Origin of the sequence: Treponema sp. SP13 (assembly GCF_050938355.1) — a bacterium.
GTDB lineage: Bacteria > Spirochaetota > Spirochaetia > Treponematales > Treponemataceae > Treponema_D > Treponema_D socranskii.
Genome location: NZ_JADOVM010000006.1, coordinates 31401 through 46242, shown reverse-complemented (window position 1 = coordinate 46242; position 14842 = coordinate 31401). Strand labels below are relative to the sequence as shown.

Sequence of the window (14842 nt, the reverse complement as noted above, 5' to 3'; positions counted from 1 at the left end):
AAGGCAAAGACGACGCACATCGCGCACGGATACGTTTTATTTTTGCCGAACGCCCGCACTCCCGGCAACAGTGCGGCAGCAGCACATTAGGGCGCGGATACGTCGCCTTTTGCCGCATGGCCCGGAAAATATTTTTCGTGATTTTTCCGAAGCTGTTCGTCATCGACGTGCGTATAAATCTGTGTCGTCGAAAGATCCGCGTGACCGAGCAATTCCTGAACGGAGCGCAGATCAGCCCCTCCTGCGAGCAAGTGCGTCGCAAACGAATGGCGCAGCGTGTGCACTTTTGCACGAACGCCGCTTTTCGCTTCATACCCGCAAAATCGCTTCCACAAACCTTTTCGCGAAAGAGGATCGCCGCGGTAATTGACGAAAACTTCGGCGACCGTTTTTTTCCCGACAAGGCGCGGCCGAGACTCGGAAAGGTATGCGGAAAGTTTTTCCTTCGCCGCATCTCCGAAGGGCACGATACGCTCTTTATCGCCCTTACCTCGCACGAGGATGATGCGTTCGTTCAAATGCACGTTTTGCATGAGAAGAGAAGCCGCTTCGCTTGCGCGAAGCCCGCACGAATAGATAAGTTCGAACAGCGCCGCATCGCGAAGTCCCAAGGGCTCCGACGTATCGATGGACGAAAGAAACGACTCGATCTGAGAGACTGAAAGGACGCGCGGCAGCGGACGGGCGGCTTTCGGCCGGTCGAGCGCGAGGGCAAAATTCTCGCTCCATATACCGAGCCTCGTGAGATAAGATCCGAAAGCGCGCAGCGCTGAAATATCTTTTGCGATCGTAAGCTCCGTACAGCCTTTCGTTTTTTTCCAAACGAGATAATACGTGAGTTCGCGAAAATCGATATCGTGCAGCTTTATTTTTTTTTCGACGCACCACGACAAAAACTCGCTCGCAGAAAGCCGATAGGTTTCCGCCGTTTTCTGCGAGCGCCGCAACACAAGCACAATATCCGTGTAAAAACGCGAGAGTATGACCGGAATCGTCAATTTTTCAGCCATACGGATTCCGTATTAATCCTGCAGTCTGATCGTCCGCGACAATTCTCCGCGGCCGCTCGCCCGCCAGCACGCCGGCTGCGCGATGTCGTTGCCGCCGGTAAATCCCGCAGGCGGTTTTATACCGCTCGGCGAATAGCGGGGAACGGAAGCCGAAAGCGCTTTTCCGAGCGAGCCGATCTTTTGATTTACCTGTTCGCGGACGGAAGAAGCGCCGACCGCAACGGGAACTTTTTCGGCATCCGAGTCGACGGAATCGAAAAGGCTCGTTTCCGCGGCGGATGAAAGCTTTTGCCGCATACTCTCGAAACCGCGGCCGCCGAGTATGTCCGAAAATTCGTCGCTCGTGACGACGGACGAATCGTGTACGGCGGAAGAAGACGAAAGCGCATCTTCCGAAGCTCCTCTTTCAAAGCTTGCATGAAATCCCGTCGCGATAACGGTAACGCTGACGTTTTCACCGAGTGAGGGATCGATGGCTTGTCCCCACAAAATATTCGCGTCGGGATCGATAGAAGCTCTGACGACTTTCATGATTTCCGACACTTCGAGCATGGAAATATCGCCGCTCGAGCAGATATTTATGAGAACGCTTTTCGCTCCGTCTATGCTCGTGTCTTCGAGCAGCGGATTTTTAATCGCCTTCGTCGCAGCGTCCACGGCGCGGTTTTCACCGCTCGCATGACCGACGCCGAGAATCGCCTCTCCCTGTCCGAGCATAGTGTTTTTGACATCGGTAAAATCGCGGTTGACGTCTCCCGGTTTCGTGATGATATTCGAAATGCCTTCGACGCCTTGCCGCAAAACGTCGTCCGCGACGAGGAAAGCTTGGCGTATGGGCATATTTTTATCGACGACTTTTAAAAGCTGCTGATTCGGAATGACGATGAGCGAATCGACGTTTTCGTGCAAACGGTTGATGCCTTCGCGCGCTTGACGCATGCGTACCGGCCCTTCGAATTCGAAGGGAGTCGTAACGACGCCGACGGTGAGTACGCCGAGACTGCGCGCGATGCGTGCGACGACGGGAGCCGATCCCGTACCCGTGCCGCCGCCCATACCGGCCGTGATAAAGATCATGTCGGTGCCTTCGAGCAAATTGGCGATCGCCTCTTTGTCTTCTTCGGCGGCTTCTTCCCCCACTTTCGGATTGCCTCCGGCGCCGAGTCCCTTTGCAACCTTTCGTCCGATAGCCAGCCGCGTCTCGGCTTTCGATCGGTTCAAATCCTGCACATCGGTATTCAACACGATAAAGTCGACGTTCGCGATATCCGCATCGATCATTCGGTTTACCGCATTCGAGCCACCGCCCCCACAGCCGATGACTTTAATAACCGCAGGGCTCACCGCATCGAGGGCAGTGCCGCTTTCATTGATCACCGAAAAATCCATCATGTTTTCCTCCCAACCCTTTTTCCCCTCAGAAAAACGATTTTTTTAACCTTGTCAACAGATTTTCTTTTTTCCCGCTCTCTTCCGACGAAAAAAGTTTTTTATTTTTACGGCTGTTCTTTTCCTGAACAGCATTTTTATTCGCAATCACGAGCCCTATCACCGTAGCGAATTCGGGGCGCCGGTATTCGGCTTCCGCGCCTCCGAGTTTTTCAGGCGTGCCGATCCGCACCGCGCTCGTTCCGAAAACCGCCTGCGCGCATTCGACCACGCCTTCCATCTGCGCGCCTCCTCCGGTCAGGATGATATTGCCGGAAAGACGGCGGATATTCGAATTACTGATGACGGCGCTCCGCACCATCGAAAAAATTTCTTCAACACGCGGCTGAATGATAGTGCACAGTTCGGTCTGTGTCGTAAGCTCCGGATCCCTTCCGCCGACACCGGGAATGATCACTTCGCGGTCGATTTCGATATTGTCGATAAAACAGCATCCCGATTCGATTTTGATCTTTTCCGCAGCCGATACCGGTATGCCCTTTACGATCGCGATATCGTTTGTAACGAGGTTGCCGCCGACGGGGATGGACACCGTGCATACGGGCGCCCCTCCCAAAAGCACGAGCACGTCGGTCGTTCCCGCACCCATATCGATGAGGATCGAACCGAGATCCATTTCGTCGTCGTGGACGACCGCCTGCGTCGCAGCGAGCGTTTTCAACATAATGCCCGACGCTTCGTAGCCTGCGCGGCTCACACAGCGTTTGATGTTTTGTATCGTCGTCTTCGACGCAGTGATCACGTGGACATCCGCTTCAAGGCGGGCGCACATCATATTCGTCGGATCTTTAATATTTTTCAAACCGTCGACGGTAAAAGTCTGTGCGACGACGTGCAGCAATTCTCTGTCTTGAGGAATAAAAACCGCGCGCGCATTGTCGATCGCCCGCTCTATGTCGCCCCTCGTCACTTCTCTCGGAGGCCGACCCGGTTCGGTCACAGGCGTTATGCCCCTCTGATTCAAACCTTCGATCTGCGTGCCTCCGATGCCGATCGCACACTTGGTCACTTCGGCTCCGGCCGTTTGTTCGGCGCTTTCGACCGCTTCTTTAATCGCGGCGGCGGCATCTTCGATATTGACGATGACTCCGTTTCGAAGCCCCGCCGACTTTCTCGAAGCCGTCCCTGCGATTTCTATGCCGCCCGAATCGTTCAGTTCTCCGATCGCGACGCGTATATGGTTCGTACCGATATCAAGACCGACAATCATACCTGCTCATCCTCGCTTCAGCGCGTCCGGTAAGAAACGGAGCCGTAACGCAGATCGATTTCCGATACGTCAGGCTCGATTGAATTGACGACGTCGAGCACAACCATCATATACTGTAACGCGTCTTCGTTCAATGCGCGGTCGGTCAGCACGCGCATCCTCGTGTGCGCAGGGATAAGCGCGAGTTCATAGTTTCCGTATTCTTTCGGAACGACGCAGATCTCCGCGAGAGCGGCGAAATAGCGCCTGTCGCGGTTTTGAATTTCCGAAATCTGTTCGATGAGCGTGCGGTACTTTGCGGGAATCCGCATGCCTTCAGACAAGTGTTCTATCGGCAAACCTGAGATAATCGGAACGGCGCCGCTTTTTCTGTCGACTTCCGCATCGTCGAAGAGTACGCCGTTTTTATCGATACACACGGGAATGCTCCTTCCCGCAGATGAAACGAAAGTCATCGCAACGCTTTCGCGTTCTGCGATGCGCACGAATATTTTATCGGGAAAGCGCTTCGATACGGTAACCGAATCGATCGCCGGCACCGACGATAAAATCGAAACGGCTTCTTCGGCGTTGAATGAAAACCAGTTCGCACCGTGCATCGACTGCAACAGAGAAAGCACTTGTTCGTCGGAGAGCGAGCGTTCCCCGCCGATGACGATCTTCGGAGCGTGCATGCTCGGAAGGGCGAATTTATAGACGGCGATTTCGATCAAAAAAATTACGCAAAAAACAAAAAAGAGTGTGACGACGATCTTCGTTTTTACATCGCTTTTCGTTTCGGTCTTTTCGGCGGCAAAGCTCGCCATGCTCACATCACTCATCCTTTCCCTCATAGACGGTATCTTCAAATTCGTTTTCATCTTCTTCCGTCGTACAACGCGACGCGTTGACGATAAAGCCGCACATACAAAGCGTTACGATTATCGACGAACCGCCGAGCGAAAAAAACGGCAGCGGTATGCCGGTTGCCGGAAGCGCCCCGCAGACGACGGCGCAGTTCATCAGCGACTGCAGCGTTACTGCGGAAATGCAGCCGAAGGACGCGTAGGCGGCAAAACGGTTTTTGCAGACGAACGCCGACCTCAATCCCCGCCATGCGAAAGCTGCGAGCATGACAAAGTACAAAAGCACGCCGAAAAAGCCCATCGCTTCCGCCCAGCCGGCGAATATGTAGTCCGCCTGCACTTCGGGAATACTGTTTATCCAAACGAGACCGCTCCCGATGCCGCTGCCCCAAAATCCGCCGGAACTGATCGCGCGCTTTGCCGCAATGCTTTGGTAATTATACGTGCGCACGTGTTCTTCCGGCCGCAAAAATCCGATAATGCGTTCGATCCGATACGGCTCCTGCAAAATCATAAAGACGACTGCGGGAACGATAAGAAGGAGCGCAGGCGGCAGCCACGTGAGCTTTGCGCCCGACGCAAAAAACATGAGAAGGCCGACGCAAAAAATAAAAACGCTCGTCGAAAAATCGCGTTGGAAAAACACGAGGAGCGAAACGAAAGTCAAACCGATGACGGCCGGCAGTACCGATTTTTCGTCAGGATTTTCGATACGCGCCTGCTTGTCGAAAAAATTTGCAAGAAAGAGGATGAGCGCAAATTTTGCGAATTCGGACGGCTGCAGCGTAAACGCAAAGGGCATGCGTATCCAGCGATGAGCGCCGTTCCTTTCAACGGCGATGCCGGGAACAAAGGTCAAAAGACAGAGTACGATCACACCAAGCACGAAGATCGGCAAAAAATTTTTAATAATTTTTATACGCATGCTTGCAAACAAAAAAAATCCTGCAAGCGCGGCGACGATGCTTACGAGCTGGCGCTTTACAAAATAAAACGGATTACCGAACATGCGTTCGGCGTAATTTTGCGAGCATACGAAAAGCGCAAAGATACCGAGTCCGCACAAAAGGATGACGCACGCGATAAAAGCCGAATCGCTTTTTCGGTACGACGAAACGGGCTTGTCGGCGAGAAAAAGATAATCACGCATCGCACCCCTCCGCCGTAATAAGCGGAACGATCCGCTCGAGTGCCATACCGCGGGAACCTTTCAACAGGAGCAAATCCCCGTCGGAAGCGTTTGCAAGGATGAAGTCCGCCGCGCAGCTCATCGCTTTTGAGGAAGAGCCGGCAATATACAGCGCGCCCGTAAAGCCCGAAGCAAGGGCGGCATCGTAAGCGTATTTCATCTCCGTGCCGATAAATACGATTTTATATGCGTTCGCTTTGCACGCTTGTTTGCCCGCTGTTTCGTGCACGTCACGGGATACGTCTCCGAGTTCGAGCATATCGCCGAGTACGTATATTTTCCGCTCGACGTCTTTTGCAGACGCGCAAAACGAGAGAACGCTCGCAGTCGATTCGGCATTCGCGTTGTAACAGTCTTTGACGAGCGTAACGCGCTTGCCGTTTTTCAATGCGATATGTCCGCTTTCGCTCCTTCCCGAAACGCCGCCGAAAGACGAAAGCGCCGTTTTGATTTCGGCATCGCTTACGCCGAAATATTTTCCGACGGCGACGGCTGCAAGAGCGTTTTCATAATTGTACATGCCCGGAAGCTTGAAATGTACGCGCTCCCCTCCGACGGAAAAAACCGTCCCTGCAAGGCCGTCGTCGGACACGAGAGAGGCACCGCTTTTTTCGGCGACATCGTTTCCGAAATAGACGATTTGTCCTTTGCAGTTTTCGATTAAAAACGGTGCGAATGCGTCCGATGCGGGAACAAAGGCCGCACCGCTTGAAGGAATATAATCGAATATTTTCCGCTTTTCGACGGCGATATTTTTTTTGCTGCCGAGTATGCCTATGTGCGCGCTTCCGATATTCGTGATGAGGGCGTACTGCGGTTTTAAAACGCGCGCGATTTCCCCGATTTCGTTCGGTCGATTCATGCCCATTTCGAATACGCCGATTTCATCCGTATCCCTGATTTTAAAAACGGAAAGCGGCAGCCCCGTTTCGGAATTGAAATTGCCGTCGCTCGAAACGACTCGATATTTTTGTTTTAAAACCGCAGCGACGAGTTCTTTTGTCGTCGTCTTTCCGCTCGACCCCGTAATGCCGATTTTTTTTAAGCGCGGAAATTTCGCAACATAGGCGGCCGCTGCATCCTGCAGCGCGTACAGCGTATCGGAGACGATTACAAAAAAGGCGAGAGGATATTTTTCCGCCAAAAGCGAATAAGAGCGCTCGTCGCTTGAATATTCGCTTTCGTTAATGAAGACAACAGATGCTCCCTTTGCAAGAGACTCGGAAATATAAGCGTGCCCGTTTTGCACGGTGCCGACGAGCGGTACAAAGAGACTGCCAGGGACGACGAGGCGGCTGTCGGTCGTAACTGAGGAAAAACAAAATCGGCTTTCGGCTGCACTGTGCCCGACACCTTTACCGCGGACGGCAGCGACGAGCTCACTTCGCTCCATCAGACTTTGCACTGTCCTTCCCCTTCATCTCCACACGGACGATATCGTCCGTCTGCGCTTTATGCATGCCGAGTTCGTTTTCGGCTATCTTTTCGATGCGCTCCGTACTCGCCAAAAGACTGATATCCGTAACGAGTTTTTTATTTTCTTCGACGAGCGATTCCTGTTTTTTTTCAAGCGCCGTAACTTCGTCCGATAAATCTTCGTATTTTCTCGACTGCATGCCGGCTGCAAGCAATAAAAGCGGAATTGAAAGCGCGATAAGGCAGACGACAAGCGTTTCGCGCATACGGCTATATTTTCGTTTCATACCCACTCCCATAAAACTTTTGCAGAAAATTGCAATTTCCGAAAAAGTTTTCACTCGTGCGTAAGTGCGCACGTATTTACCGGCTCCCGATTACACGGCAGTGCTTAAGCACCGCGCATCTTCGGCATCGCACAGTTTACGCACGACGCGAAGCTTCGCGCTCCGCGACGGCGAATTGCTTGAAACCTCGTCCGCCGAGGGACTTACGGGTTTTTTCGTAAGCACTTCGGCGCACGGCGTCCCTCCGCAGCGGCAAGCAGGAACCTCGGGCGGACAGACGCAGGACTTTCCGAGATTCCGGAAATAATTTTTTACGATGCGGTCTTCGAGCGAATGGAACGTAATCACGCCCATCTTTCCGCCCGCCTTCAAATCGTTGAACGCATCGTGCAGCGAGCGCGGAAGCCGCGCAAGCTCTCCGTTTACCGCAATGCGGAGCGCTTGAAACGTACGCGTCGCCGGATGTATCGATCCGCGGCGGTACTGAAGAGGCACCGCATCGTAAATAATATCGGCGAGCGCTTTCGACGAACGGATTTCCCCGCTCGCCCTCGCCTTCACTATCGCACGCGCTATGCTGCGGCTCAGTTTTTCTTCGCCCCAGCGGTATATCAAATCGGCAAGCGCCCCTTCTTCCGTACCGTTTACGATATCGGCGGCGCTTTTTCCTCCCGACGGCGTAAGGCGCATATCGAGCGCTTCGTCGTGTCGAAACGAAAATCCCCTGCCCGACAGTTCGTAGTGGTACATCGATATGCCCAAATCGAACAGTATGATATCGGGCTTCGGAAAATCCGCAGGGTACGACGCGTAAAAATCGTCGAACCAACCGTTGTAAAACATCGTCCGTTCGGCAAAGCATTCGAGCCGCTCTTTTGCGCGCGCTAAAATGCCCGCATCGGCGTCGATGCCGATTACCTTAATATTCGGGAATTGCGAAAGAAATGCGAATGAATGGCCGCCTTCGCCGAGCGTCGAGTCGCACATGACCGCTTCGGCACCGCACGGGGCAAGCAGTTCAAGACATTCCTGCAGCAAAACAGGCGTATGAATCGCTTCCATGCGCTTTCCTCCCCTGCGCTAAAAAAAGATCGAGCCGAGCTCTTCCGCAGCCCCGCGGAACGACGCTTCGCTTTCCTCGATATAGTGCCGATAGCTTTCCGCGTCCCACAGCTCGATGTATTTACTGACGCCGAGCAAAACGCAGTCTTTGGAAAGCGCGGCATATTCGCGCAGACTTTGGGGGATCGAAAGCCGCCCCGATTTATCGAACTCAAGTTCCTGCGCCGGCGCGACAAACCTCCTGAGCACGAGGCGGTTTTTTTCGCTGAACGGAGACGCGGCTTCCATGAGTTTCGAAGAAACGGTTTTCCATTCTTCGGGAGTAAAAAGCCATAGGCAGCGGTCAAGAGCCTGCGTCACGATGAGCACATTTCCGGCAAGTTCGGAACGCAGTTTGGCGGGAAAGAGAATTCTTCCCTTTTCGTCAAGCGTATTCCGAAATTCTCCTGTCAGCATACTCATGCCACTGCCTACCACTTTTCCCCAGTAATTCCCACTTAGCAACTATTTTATAATAAAAACACCGAATGTCAACGGATAAAACGCCATTTTTTACAAAGAAATTTGCAATATTCGCCGATTAGCTATATAATTGTATTGTGGAATTCAAAAAATAATGATAAATACGCTCAACGAAAGCTCTCTCCACCGCTCTTTGAAATCGCTCTATGCGCTCGAAAAAGGATGTATGACGGAAGTGAATATCGACGGAAAAATTTACGATGTCGTCGACGCCTTCGGAAATATCACCGAAATACAGACGAAAAACCTTTCGTCGCTGCTCGTAAAAACACTCCGTGCGATGAAAAGCGGGCATAGCGTTAAAATCGTCTATCCCGTCGCGAGAGTCAAATACATCGAAGTCTATGATGAAACAGGTGCGCTCACTTCGAAGCGCAAAAGTCCCGTCCGCGCTTCGATCTACAGCATATTCCGAGAACTCACCGGCCTCTATCCCGTGCTTTTAAAAAAGCGCTTTTCGCTCGACGTGCTCGAAATCGCGATGAGCGAAATCCGCACGCAAAGCGAAACGCCGGTACAGTCTCCGAACGGCCGCCGCCGCTTTTTAAAAAACTGGAACAAAACCGACAAAAGGCTCGAAACGATATTCGAAACGCACACGTTTACAAAAGCGGCCGACTACCTTTCGCTCATCCCCGAATCCTGCCTTCCCCGTTTTTGCGCCCGAGACATTGCTTCTTCCCTCGCCGAAAACAAGGCTCTTCCCGCTTCCGCAAAAGCGCAAGCCAATCTCATGCTGTGGGTGCTTTCACACATGAACCTCATCGAAGCCGAAAACGACTTTTCCCGCCCGAGATATTATAGGATCAGATAAAAAAAGCGGCATCCGCGGATGCCGCCGTATAAAAATCGGAATTATTGCACGCGAAAGCGCTTACCAGTTATCGGACATATCGTCTTCATCGCGGTACTGCAAATCGTACAAGTCGGTGACGACGCGGAGCGCATCGAAATATACATAGTATGAACCGCGAGCAAGCATCGGATTACAGTCGATTCTGAAGCCGACGATGCGTAAGCCCGGGCGGCTGTTATAAAACGCGCTTTGCTGTACGATACCGTGCTCCCCGTCGGGAGAAGGCGGAACGACCGCAGTCATTTTTTTCCAACCGCCGAAACCGAGCGAACCCATGTACAGTTCGTAATTGCGTCCGAACATATCCTGTACGAGCACCCACAGATTGTGATCCTGATTTCGTCCGCACACCCACACGCTGATCGTCTTTGCAATGCCTTCGACGGGCAGCGGGCGCACCGACGTGATGTAAAAGGAATTGACGCCGCGGCGGAAGAATTCGACTTTGACGCCGAAAACGAACGTGTCTTCGTCTTCTTTGCCCTTATCCTCTTCGAGCGCGTCTTTCATCGCGGGATTTCCGTCAAAAAGGCGCGATGTGATAAAACCGTAATCCGAAGAAATCGTAACGTCCCACGAACCTTCGCGCTCGAATTTGTCGACGTTTATTTCGCGGAGCGCCATAGCGGCGGAATCGGCTCCTATCGTTTCAGGCGTCGGTTCCAAGAGGCTCGAATTCTGAGCAAAAGCCAAACTGCCGGCAAGCACGGCACAAATCGTCAATATGCTTTTTTTCATTTATTTGCCCTCCGAATTGCCGAAGTCCGCTTCTTTCAGTTCGTAACCGTCAAAGATATTCGCAAGCGCCCTCGTAACGTATTTCATTTGATCGAAAAAAATCGTATACGAATCGACGAACTCTTCGGGGCTCGTACGGATTCTAAAACCGATAAACGACATCGCATCCCGGCCGCTGCTCGACCTCGAATGCTGTCGTATCCAGCCGGGCACCGACACAACGACATTTTTCCATCCGTCGAATGCAAGATTGCCCGCAGGAAGCACGTGAACGCGTCCGTCGGCATCTCTGACAATCACGTCGAGAAAATACATATAATGCGCCCCCCACACCCAAAAATCGATCTGCGTCACCGTTCCGACAAAGGGGATTTCATACGCTTTTCCGTCTTTTACCGGATATACTTCAAACCAGTTGTCGCCCTTTCGCTTAAACGCGATCTGCACGCCGAGCACTTTTTGATTGTCCTTGCCGTCTTTGAGCAAGTATTTCAGCGAATTCGGAATACCGTCGAAGTACCCCGTCTTCGGATAACCGTCGGCAACATAGCGGCTCGCGCTGACGTCCCACGTCCATGCGTTTCCGCTTTCGTTGTTGAAATTGTCGATCATAAACGACTCGGTACTCTTTTGCGTCTGCATCGCTTCTTGACTAAAAGCCGGCGACGAAAACAGCAAAAGCAGTCCAAAACACATACAGACCACTAAGCCCTTTTTCATGCAAAACTCCTATAAAAACTTTTGCAGAAAGCATCAGCTTTCGAAAAAGTTTTTAGTCGTGCGCGAGAGCGCACACGTTAAATACACGAGTTTGCAACGCAAACTCGAAATACGAAACGACGGCGCTATTTCAGCCGGCGTTTCGTAACAACTCCTATAAAAACTTTTGCAGAAAGCATCAGCTTCCGAAAAAGTTTTTAGTCGTGCGCGTACTCGCAACAAGCGCGTCAGCGCGAAGTTTCGAGCGGAGCGCACACGTTAAATACACGAGTTTGCAACGCAAACTCGAAATACGAAACGACGGCGCTATTTCAGCCGGCGTTTCGTAACAACTCCTATAAAAACTTTTGCAGAAAGCATCAGCTTCCGAAAAAGTTTTTAGTCGTGCGCGTACTCGCAACAAGCGCGTCAGCGCGAAGTTTCGAGCGGAGCGCACACGTTAAATACACGAGTTTGCAACGCAAACTCGAAATACGAAACGACGGCGCTATTTCAGCCGGCGTTTCGTAACAACTCCTATAAAAACTTTTGCAGAAAGCATCAGCTTCCGAAAAAGTCGGAAATTGTCTGACCATACAGACTACCATACTCTATTATCGGACGATTTTGTAAATTTAATTACACCGAACGATATTATATTTTGAGATACGCGCTTTGTCAAATCGATCGCGGGGCGCCGATTGTCAAATTATTTCGGCAAACCTGAACGGCAAAATCAAAAAGCCCCTTATATTGCAAAGCTTTCGCCCGGCACCTTCAGTTCCGCGGTTTTATAAACGAAAAAAAGCGATGCGGAATCGCGGGCTTGATTCCACGGTTTTTTATACTTCTTTAATTTGTCATGTTCAGGCGGATATGCCGTCAGTATGAGATTGCCGTTCACATATTCTCCCAAAAACACATCGCTGTATTTATCCAATCCCTGTTTTTTAATTTCTTCAAGCAGCCATTCCTCATCCTTGCCTATCACGTCCAGAATATCCTCTTGCAGCTGCCCGTCCGTTATCAGCGGGAACTTCGGGTTGGCTTCTCCGTGATGTATAACGATCAATTGACCGTTTTGCTCCACAAAAGCTCTTTTTACGTCTTTTGTCGAATAAACATTCTTTGTTCGAAGTTTAAAAGAAATATCATGAGCGGATAAACCCGCCTTTTCACAATTTTCAATATTAATTTTACCGTCATCGATAATTATTAATGCTTTCCCGTCTATGACCTGTTTCGCTTTTACATTATGCGTTTTGATCCATTTCAAAGTCAATATAAGCACACACCAAATACATAAAACACCTATATAATCCAATAATCGAATATTATTATTATAAATCACGCCGCCGATAATACCGCCGAGCACGTAATTTTGCACTTGATCACTGGCAGATGAAGGTGCCAAATTTCCCTTGCCCGAAATATTTATTATCATAATTAAAGCAAAAAAACCGATTAATAATTTTATTGCCACTAAAAAAAATCCGTTCATAATTTCCTCGTCGGTATCCATATTTTTTCTCCGAACCGCACTGTATCACAATCGCCGCTTTTTTTCCAGTACGCTCAGCACGCTTGCAATGTCGCCGTCTATGGGAATCCTCTATGCGAACAAAGTTGCAGGCAAAATCGATATTTCAGCAAAGAGCTCGTGATCATGGCGATAGGCGCGGATTCGCTGACGGTGAGCCATGCAAACGATTCGTTCTTTTGGGGCGTTTCACTGTTTGTACATTAATAATTGTTACGATGAAGGATCCGTCGAAAAAGTAACCGGCTTTGAGACTGCCCCTTCCGTGCAGATCTTATCGTAGCGCGTCGATATTCGCTTTGCCCGGCAAAACGAAGGGCAGCACGTCTTCCGCAGAATCGATTTCGATGCGCACTAAAAACGGTTTTCGTTCCCGCTTCGGGGAAAACGCTTTTTCGTACCACTTTTCATCTTCGGCCGCATCGACGGCATCGATGCCGAAACCTCGTGCGATTTCAACGAAATCGACGCGGCGGGAAAATTCACTCGCAGCGTAAGTTCCGCCGAAGAGGTATTTTTGCTGCTGATATACCATGCCGAGCGTACCGTTATCGAAAACGATCACCGTCACTGCAAGATTTTGCTCGGAAAGAGTTGCAAGCTCCTGAATGTTCATGAGGATGGAACCGTCGCCCGAAACGCACACGACGCGGCATTCAGGGTGCGCGAGAGAGGCTCCGATTGCGGCGGGCAGTCCGAATCCCATCGTACCGAGCGAGCCCGACGTAAGAAATGTTCTCGGCTTTTCGACGGGATAATACTGAGCCGTCCACATTTGATGCTGACCGACATCCGTCGTAACGATGAGTTTGTCGCGCCTCATACCCGCTTTTTCAGCGAAAAGCGGAATCGAAGCGATAAGCTCGCGGGGATTGCCGTAGGACGATTTTTTTGCCGCACCGCAAAGGGGTGAAAACGTTTCCGTTTTTAGCTTTATGATCTTTTCAAGCCACACGGCGCGCGCTTCCGCATTTTGCCAATTCGATGCGAAAAGCTCCTGCTTTCGGGACGCAAGCTGCACGAGGATCGGAAAGACGGATCCGACATCGGCGACAACCGAAATATCGGCGTCGATGATTTTATCGACTTCAGCCGCATCGACGTCGATGTGCACGACGCGCGCTTTCGGACAAAACTTCGACACGACGCCCGTTGCCCTGTCGTCGAATCGAACGCCTGCGGCGATGACGAGATCGGCATCGTGCATAGCGACGTTTGCCGCGTAAGAACCGTGCATGCCGACCATACCGGCAAACATTTCAAACGAAAACGGCACGCAGCCTATCCCCATGAGGCTCGTCACGACGGGAAGACGGTAAGTTTTTAGGAATTTTTGCAATTCCTTTGCAGCCCCTTCCGAATTACAGCCTCCGCCGCAAAAGAGCACCGGTCGCTTCGCTTCGGCAAGCGCGTCGGTTATGCGATCCATGCTCGAAGCGTATTCTGACGGCGGCGTATGAAAGCGTATATCGTGTATCGTAACGGACGCGATATCCGGCCACGAATCGAATTCGCAAGAAGAAAGCTGTACGTCGCGTGGCACGTCGACGAGTACCGGCCCCGGCCGCCCGTTCGCCGCGATTGCAAAGGCTTGGGGAATAGCGCGAAGCAGCTCTTCGGGAGATTTAACCATGATGCTGTGCTTTGCGATCGGAAAAGAAAGGCCGAAGGTGTCGGCTTCTTGAAACGCATCGGTGCCGATAAGGGATGTGTTCACTTGCCCCGTAATCGCAACGATCGGAACGGAATCGCTTCGTGCGTCGGCGACCGCGGTAAGGAGATTCATCGCGCCCGGCCCGCTCGTCGCAAAACAAACGGCGACCTTTCCTGTGCTCCGCGCCATACCCTGCGCGATAAAACCCGCCCCCTGTTCATGACGGGCGAGCACGTGACGGATCGAACTTTTCGCAAGCGCATCGTACAGCGGCAAAACGGAACCGCCGGGAATGCCGGAGACAACGGTGATTCCTTCCATTTCGAGCAGCTTGACGATTATTTCGCTTCCCGTCTTTTTCATAA

14 protein-coding genes are annotated in these 14842 nt (G+C 51.5%); 1 reads left to right on the top strand and 13 read right to left on the bottom strand.

Annotation, left to right across the window (positions count from 1 at the left end; all coding sequences use genetic code 11):
• Positions 1 to 86: 86 nt before the first annotated feature.
• From IZU26_RS11125 to mraZ, 9 genes are all read right to left on the bottom strand, one after another.
• On the bottom strand, positions 87 to 1010 hold the full coding sequence (locus tag IZU26_RS11125; RefSeq protein ID WP_433279070.1) for a tyrosine recombinase: 924 nt from the start codon (positions 1008 to 1010) through the stop codon (positions 87 to 89).
• A gap of 12 nt (positions 1011 to 1022) precedes the next feature.
• Entirely contained in the window at positions 1023 to 2402 is a 1380-nt protein-coding gene (ftsZ, locus tag IZU26_RS11120) for a cell division protein FtsZ (protein ID WP_433279068.1), read from the bottom strand.
• Between the two features lie 25 nt (positions 2403 to 2427).
• Positions 2428 to 3669, bottom strand: a complete 1242-nt coding sequence (ftsA, locus tag IZU26_RS11115; RefSeq protein WP_021331355.1) for a cell division protein FtsA — start codon at positions 3667 to 3669, stop codon at positions 2428 to 2430.
• A gap of 17 nt (positions 3670 to 3686) precedes the next feature.
• A complete protein-coding gene (locus IZU26_RS11110; protein ID WP_433279066.1) occupies positions 3687 to 4490 on the bottom strand; it encodes a cell division protein FtsQ/DivIB in 804 nt (267 codons plus the stop codon).
• Positions 4483 to 5664, bottom strand: coding sequence for an FtsW/RodA/SpoVE family cell cycle protein (locus IZU26_RS11105; RefSeq protein ID WP_021331408.1), 1182 nt, complete (start codon positions 5662 to 5664; stop codon positions 4483 to 4485). The genes IZU26_RS11110 and IZU26_RS11105 overlap by 8 nt, the downstream gene beginning before the upstream one ends.
• Positions 5657 to 7096, bottom strand: a complete 1440-nt coding sequence (locus IZU26_RS11100; protein ID WP_433279063.1) for a UDP-N-acetylmuramoyl-tripeptide--D-alanyl-D-alanine ligase — start codon at positions 7094 to 7096, stop codon at positions 5657 to 5659. The genes IZU26_RS11105 and IZU26_RS11100 overlap by 8 nt, the downstream gene beginning before the upstream one ends.
• The gene (locus IZU26_RS11095; RefSeq protein ID WP_433279061.1) at positions 7083 to 7406 is read right to left on the bottom strand and encodes an FtsB family cell division protein; all 324 of its coding nucleotides are present in this window, start codon (positions 7404 to 7406) and stop codon (positions 7083 to 7085) included. Before IZU26_RS11095 ends, IZU26_RS11100 begins: the two co-directional genes overlap by 14 nt.
• Positions 7407 to 7496: 90 nt before the next feature.
• On the bottom strand, positions 7497 to 8468 hold the full coding sequence (gene rsmH, locus IZU26_RS11090) for a 16S rRNA (cytosine(1402)-N(4))-methyltransferase RsmH (RefSeq protein WP_433279059.1): 972 nt from the start codon (positions 8466 to 8468) through the stop codon (positions 7497 to 7499).
• Positions 8469 to 8486: 18 nt separating this feature from the next.
• Positions 8487 to 8930: a division/cell wall cluster transcriptional repressor MraZ gene (gene mraZ, locus IZU26_RS11085; RefSeq protein ID WP_021331398.1), complete on the bottom strand. Its 444-nt coding sequence runs from the start codon at positions 8928 to 8930 to the stop codon at positions 8487 to 8489.
• Between the two features lie 154 nt (positions 8931 to 9084).
• Between mraZ and IZU26_RS11080 the strand changes: the two genes are divergently transcribed.
• The gene (locus tag IZU26_RS11080; RefSeq protein ID WP_433279057.1) at positions 9085 to 9804 is read left to right on the top strand and encodes a hypothetical protein; all 720 of its coding nucleotides are present in this window, start codon (positions 9085 to 9087) and stop codon (positions 9802 to 9804) included.
• Positions 9805 to 9864: 60 nt separating this feature from the next.
• On the opposite strand, the gene IZU26_RS11075 is transcribed toward IZU26_RS11080, so the two are convergent.
• The 4 genes from IZU26_RS11075 to ilvB form a co-directional block, all read right to left on the bottom strand.
• Positions 9865 to 10584 (bottom strand): flagellar filament outer layer protein FlaA, encoded by a 720-nt coding sequence (locus IZU26_RS11075; RefSeq protein WP_021331407.1) that lies wholly within the window; start codon positions 10582 to 10584, stop codon positions 9865 to 9867.
• Positions 10585 to 11304 (bottom strand): flagellar filament outer layer protein FlaA, encoded by a 720-nt coding sequence (locus tag IZU26_RS11070; protein WP_021331384.1) that lies wholly within the window; start codon positions 11302 to 11304, stop codon positions 10585 to 10587.
• Positions 11305 to 12031: 727 nt separating this feature from the next.
• Complete coding sequence (locus IZU26_RS11065) at positions 12032 to 12805, bottom strand: DUF421 domain-containing protein (protein ID WP_433279054.1); 774 nt, start codon at positions 12803 to 12805, stop codon at positions 12032 to 12034.
• Positions 12806 to 13097: 292 nt separating this feature from the next.
• Positions 13098 to 14840 (bottom strand): biosynthetic-type acetolactate synthase large subunit, encoded by a 1743-nt coding sequence (gene ilvB / locus IZU26_RS11060; protein WP_038081795.1) that lies wholly within the window; start codon positions 14838 to 14840, stop codon positions 13098 to 13100.
• Positions 14841 to 14842 lie beyond the last annotated feature (2 nt).

Coding starts and splice junctions, on each gene's coding strand:
- ilvB (WP_038081795.1), bottom strand. CDS start 14,840: ATGAAAAAGACGGGAAGCGAAATAATCGTCAAGCTGCTCGAAATGGAA.
- ftsZ (WP_433279068.1), bottom strand. CDS start 2,402: ATGATGGATTTTTCGGTGATCAATGAAAGCGGCACTGCCCTCGATGCG.
- IZU26_RS11100 (WP_433279063.1), bottom strand. CDS start 7,096: ATGGAGCGAAGTGAGCTCGTCGCTGCCGTCCGCGGTAAAGGTGTCGGG.
- rsmH (WP_433279059.1), bottom strand. CDS start 8,468: ATGGAAGCGATTCATACGCCTGTTTTGCTGCAGGAATGTCTTGAACTG.
- IZU26_RS11105 (WP_021331408.1), bottom strand. CDS start 5,664: ATGCGTGATTATCTTTTTCTCGCCGACAAGCCCGTTTCGTCGTACCGA.
- IZU26_RS11070 (WP_021331384.1), bottom strand. CDS start 11,304: ATGAAAAAGGGCTTAGTGGTCTGTATGTGTTTTGGACTGCTTTTGCTG.
- IZU26_RS11125 (WP_433279070.1), bottom strand. CDS start 1,010: ATGGCTGAAAAATTGACGATTCCGGTCATACTCTCGCGTTTTTACACG.
- IZU26_RS11080 (WP_433279057.1), top strand. CDS start 9,085: ATGATAAATACGCTCAACGAAAGCTCTCTCCACCGCTCTTTGAAATCG.
- mraZ (WP_021331398.1), bottom strand. CDS start 8,930: ATGAGTATGCTGACAGGAGAATTTCGGAATACGCTTGACGAAAAGGGA.
- IZU26_RS11065 (WP_433279054.1), bottom strand. CDS start 12,805: ATGGATACCGACGAGGAAATTATGAACGGATTTTTTTTAGTGGCAATA.
- IZU26_RS11110 (WP_433279066.1), bottom strand. CDS start 4,490: ATGAGTGATGTGAGCATGGCGAGCTTTGCCGCCGAAAAGACCGAAACG.
- IZU26_RS11095 (WP_433279061.1), bottom strand. CDS start 7,406: ATGAAACGAAAATATAGCCGTATGCGCGAAACGCTTGTCGTCTGCCTT.
- IZU26_RS11075 (WP_021331407.1), bottom strand. CDS start 10,584: ATGAAAAAAAGCATATTGACGATTTGTGCCGTGCTTGCCGGCAGTTTG.
- ftsA (WP_021331355.1), bottom strand. CDS start 3,669: ATGATTGTCGGTCTTGATATCGGTACGAACCATATACGCGTCGCGATC.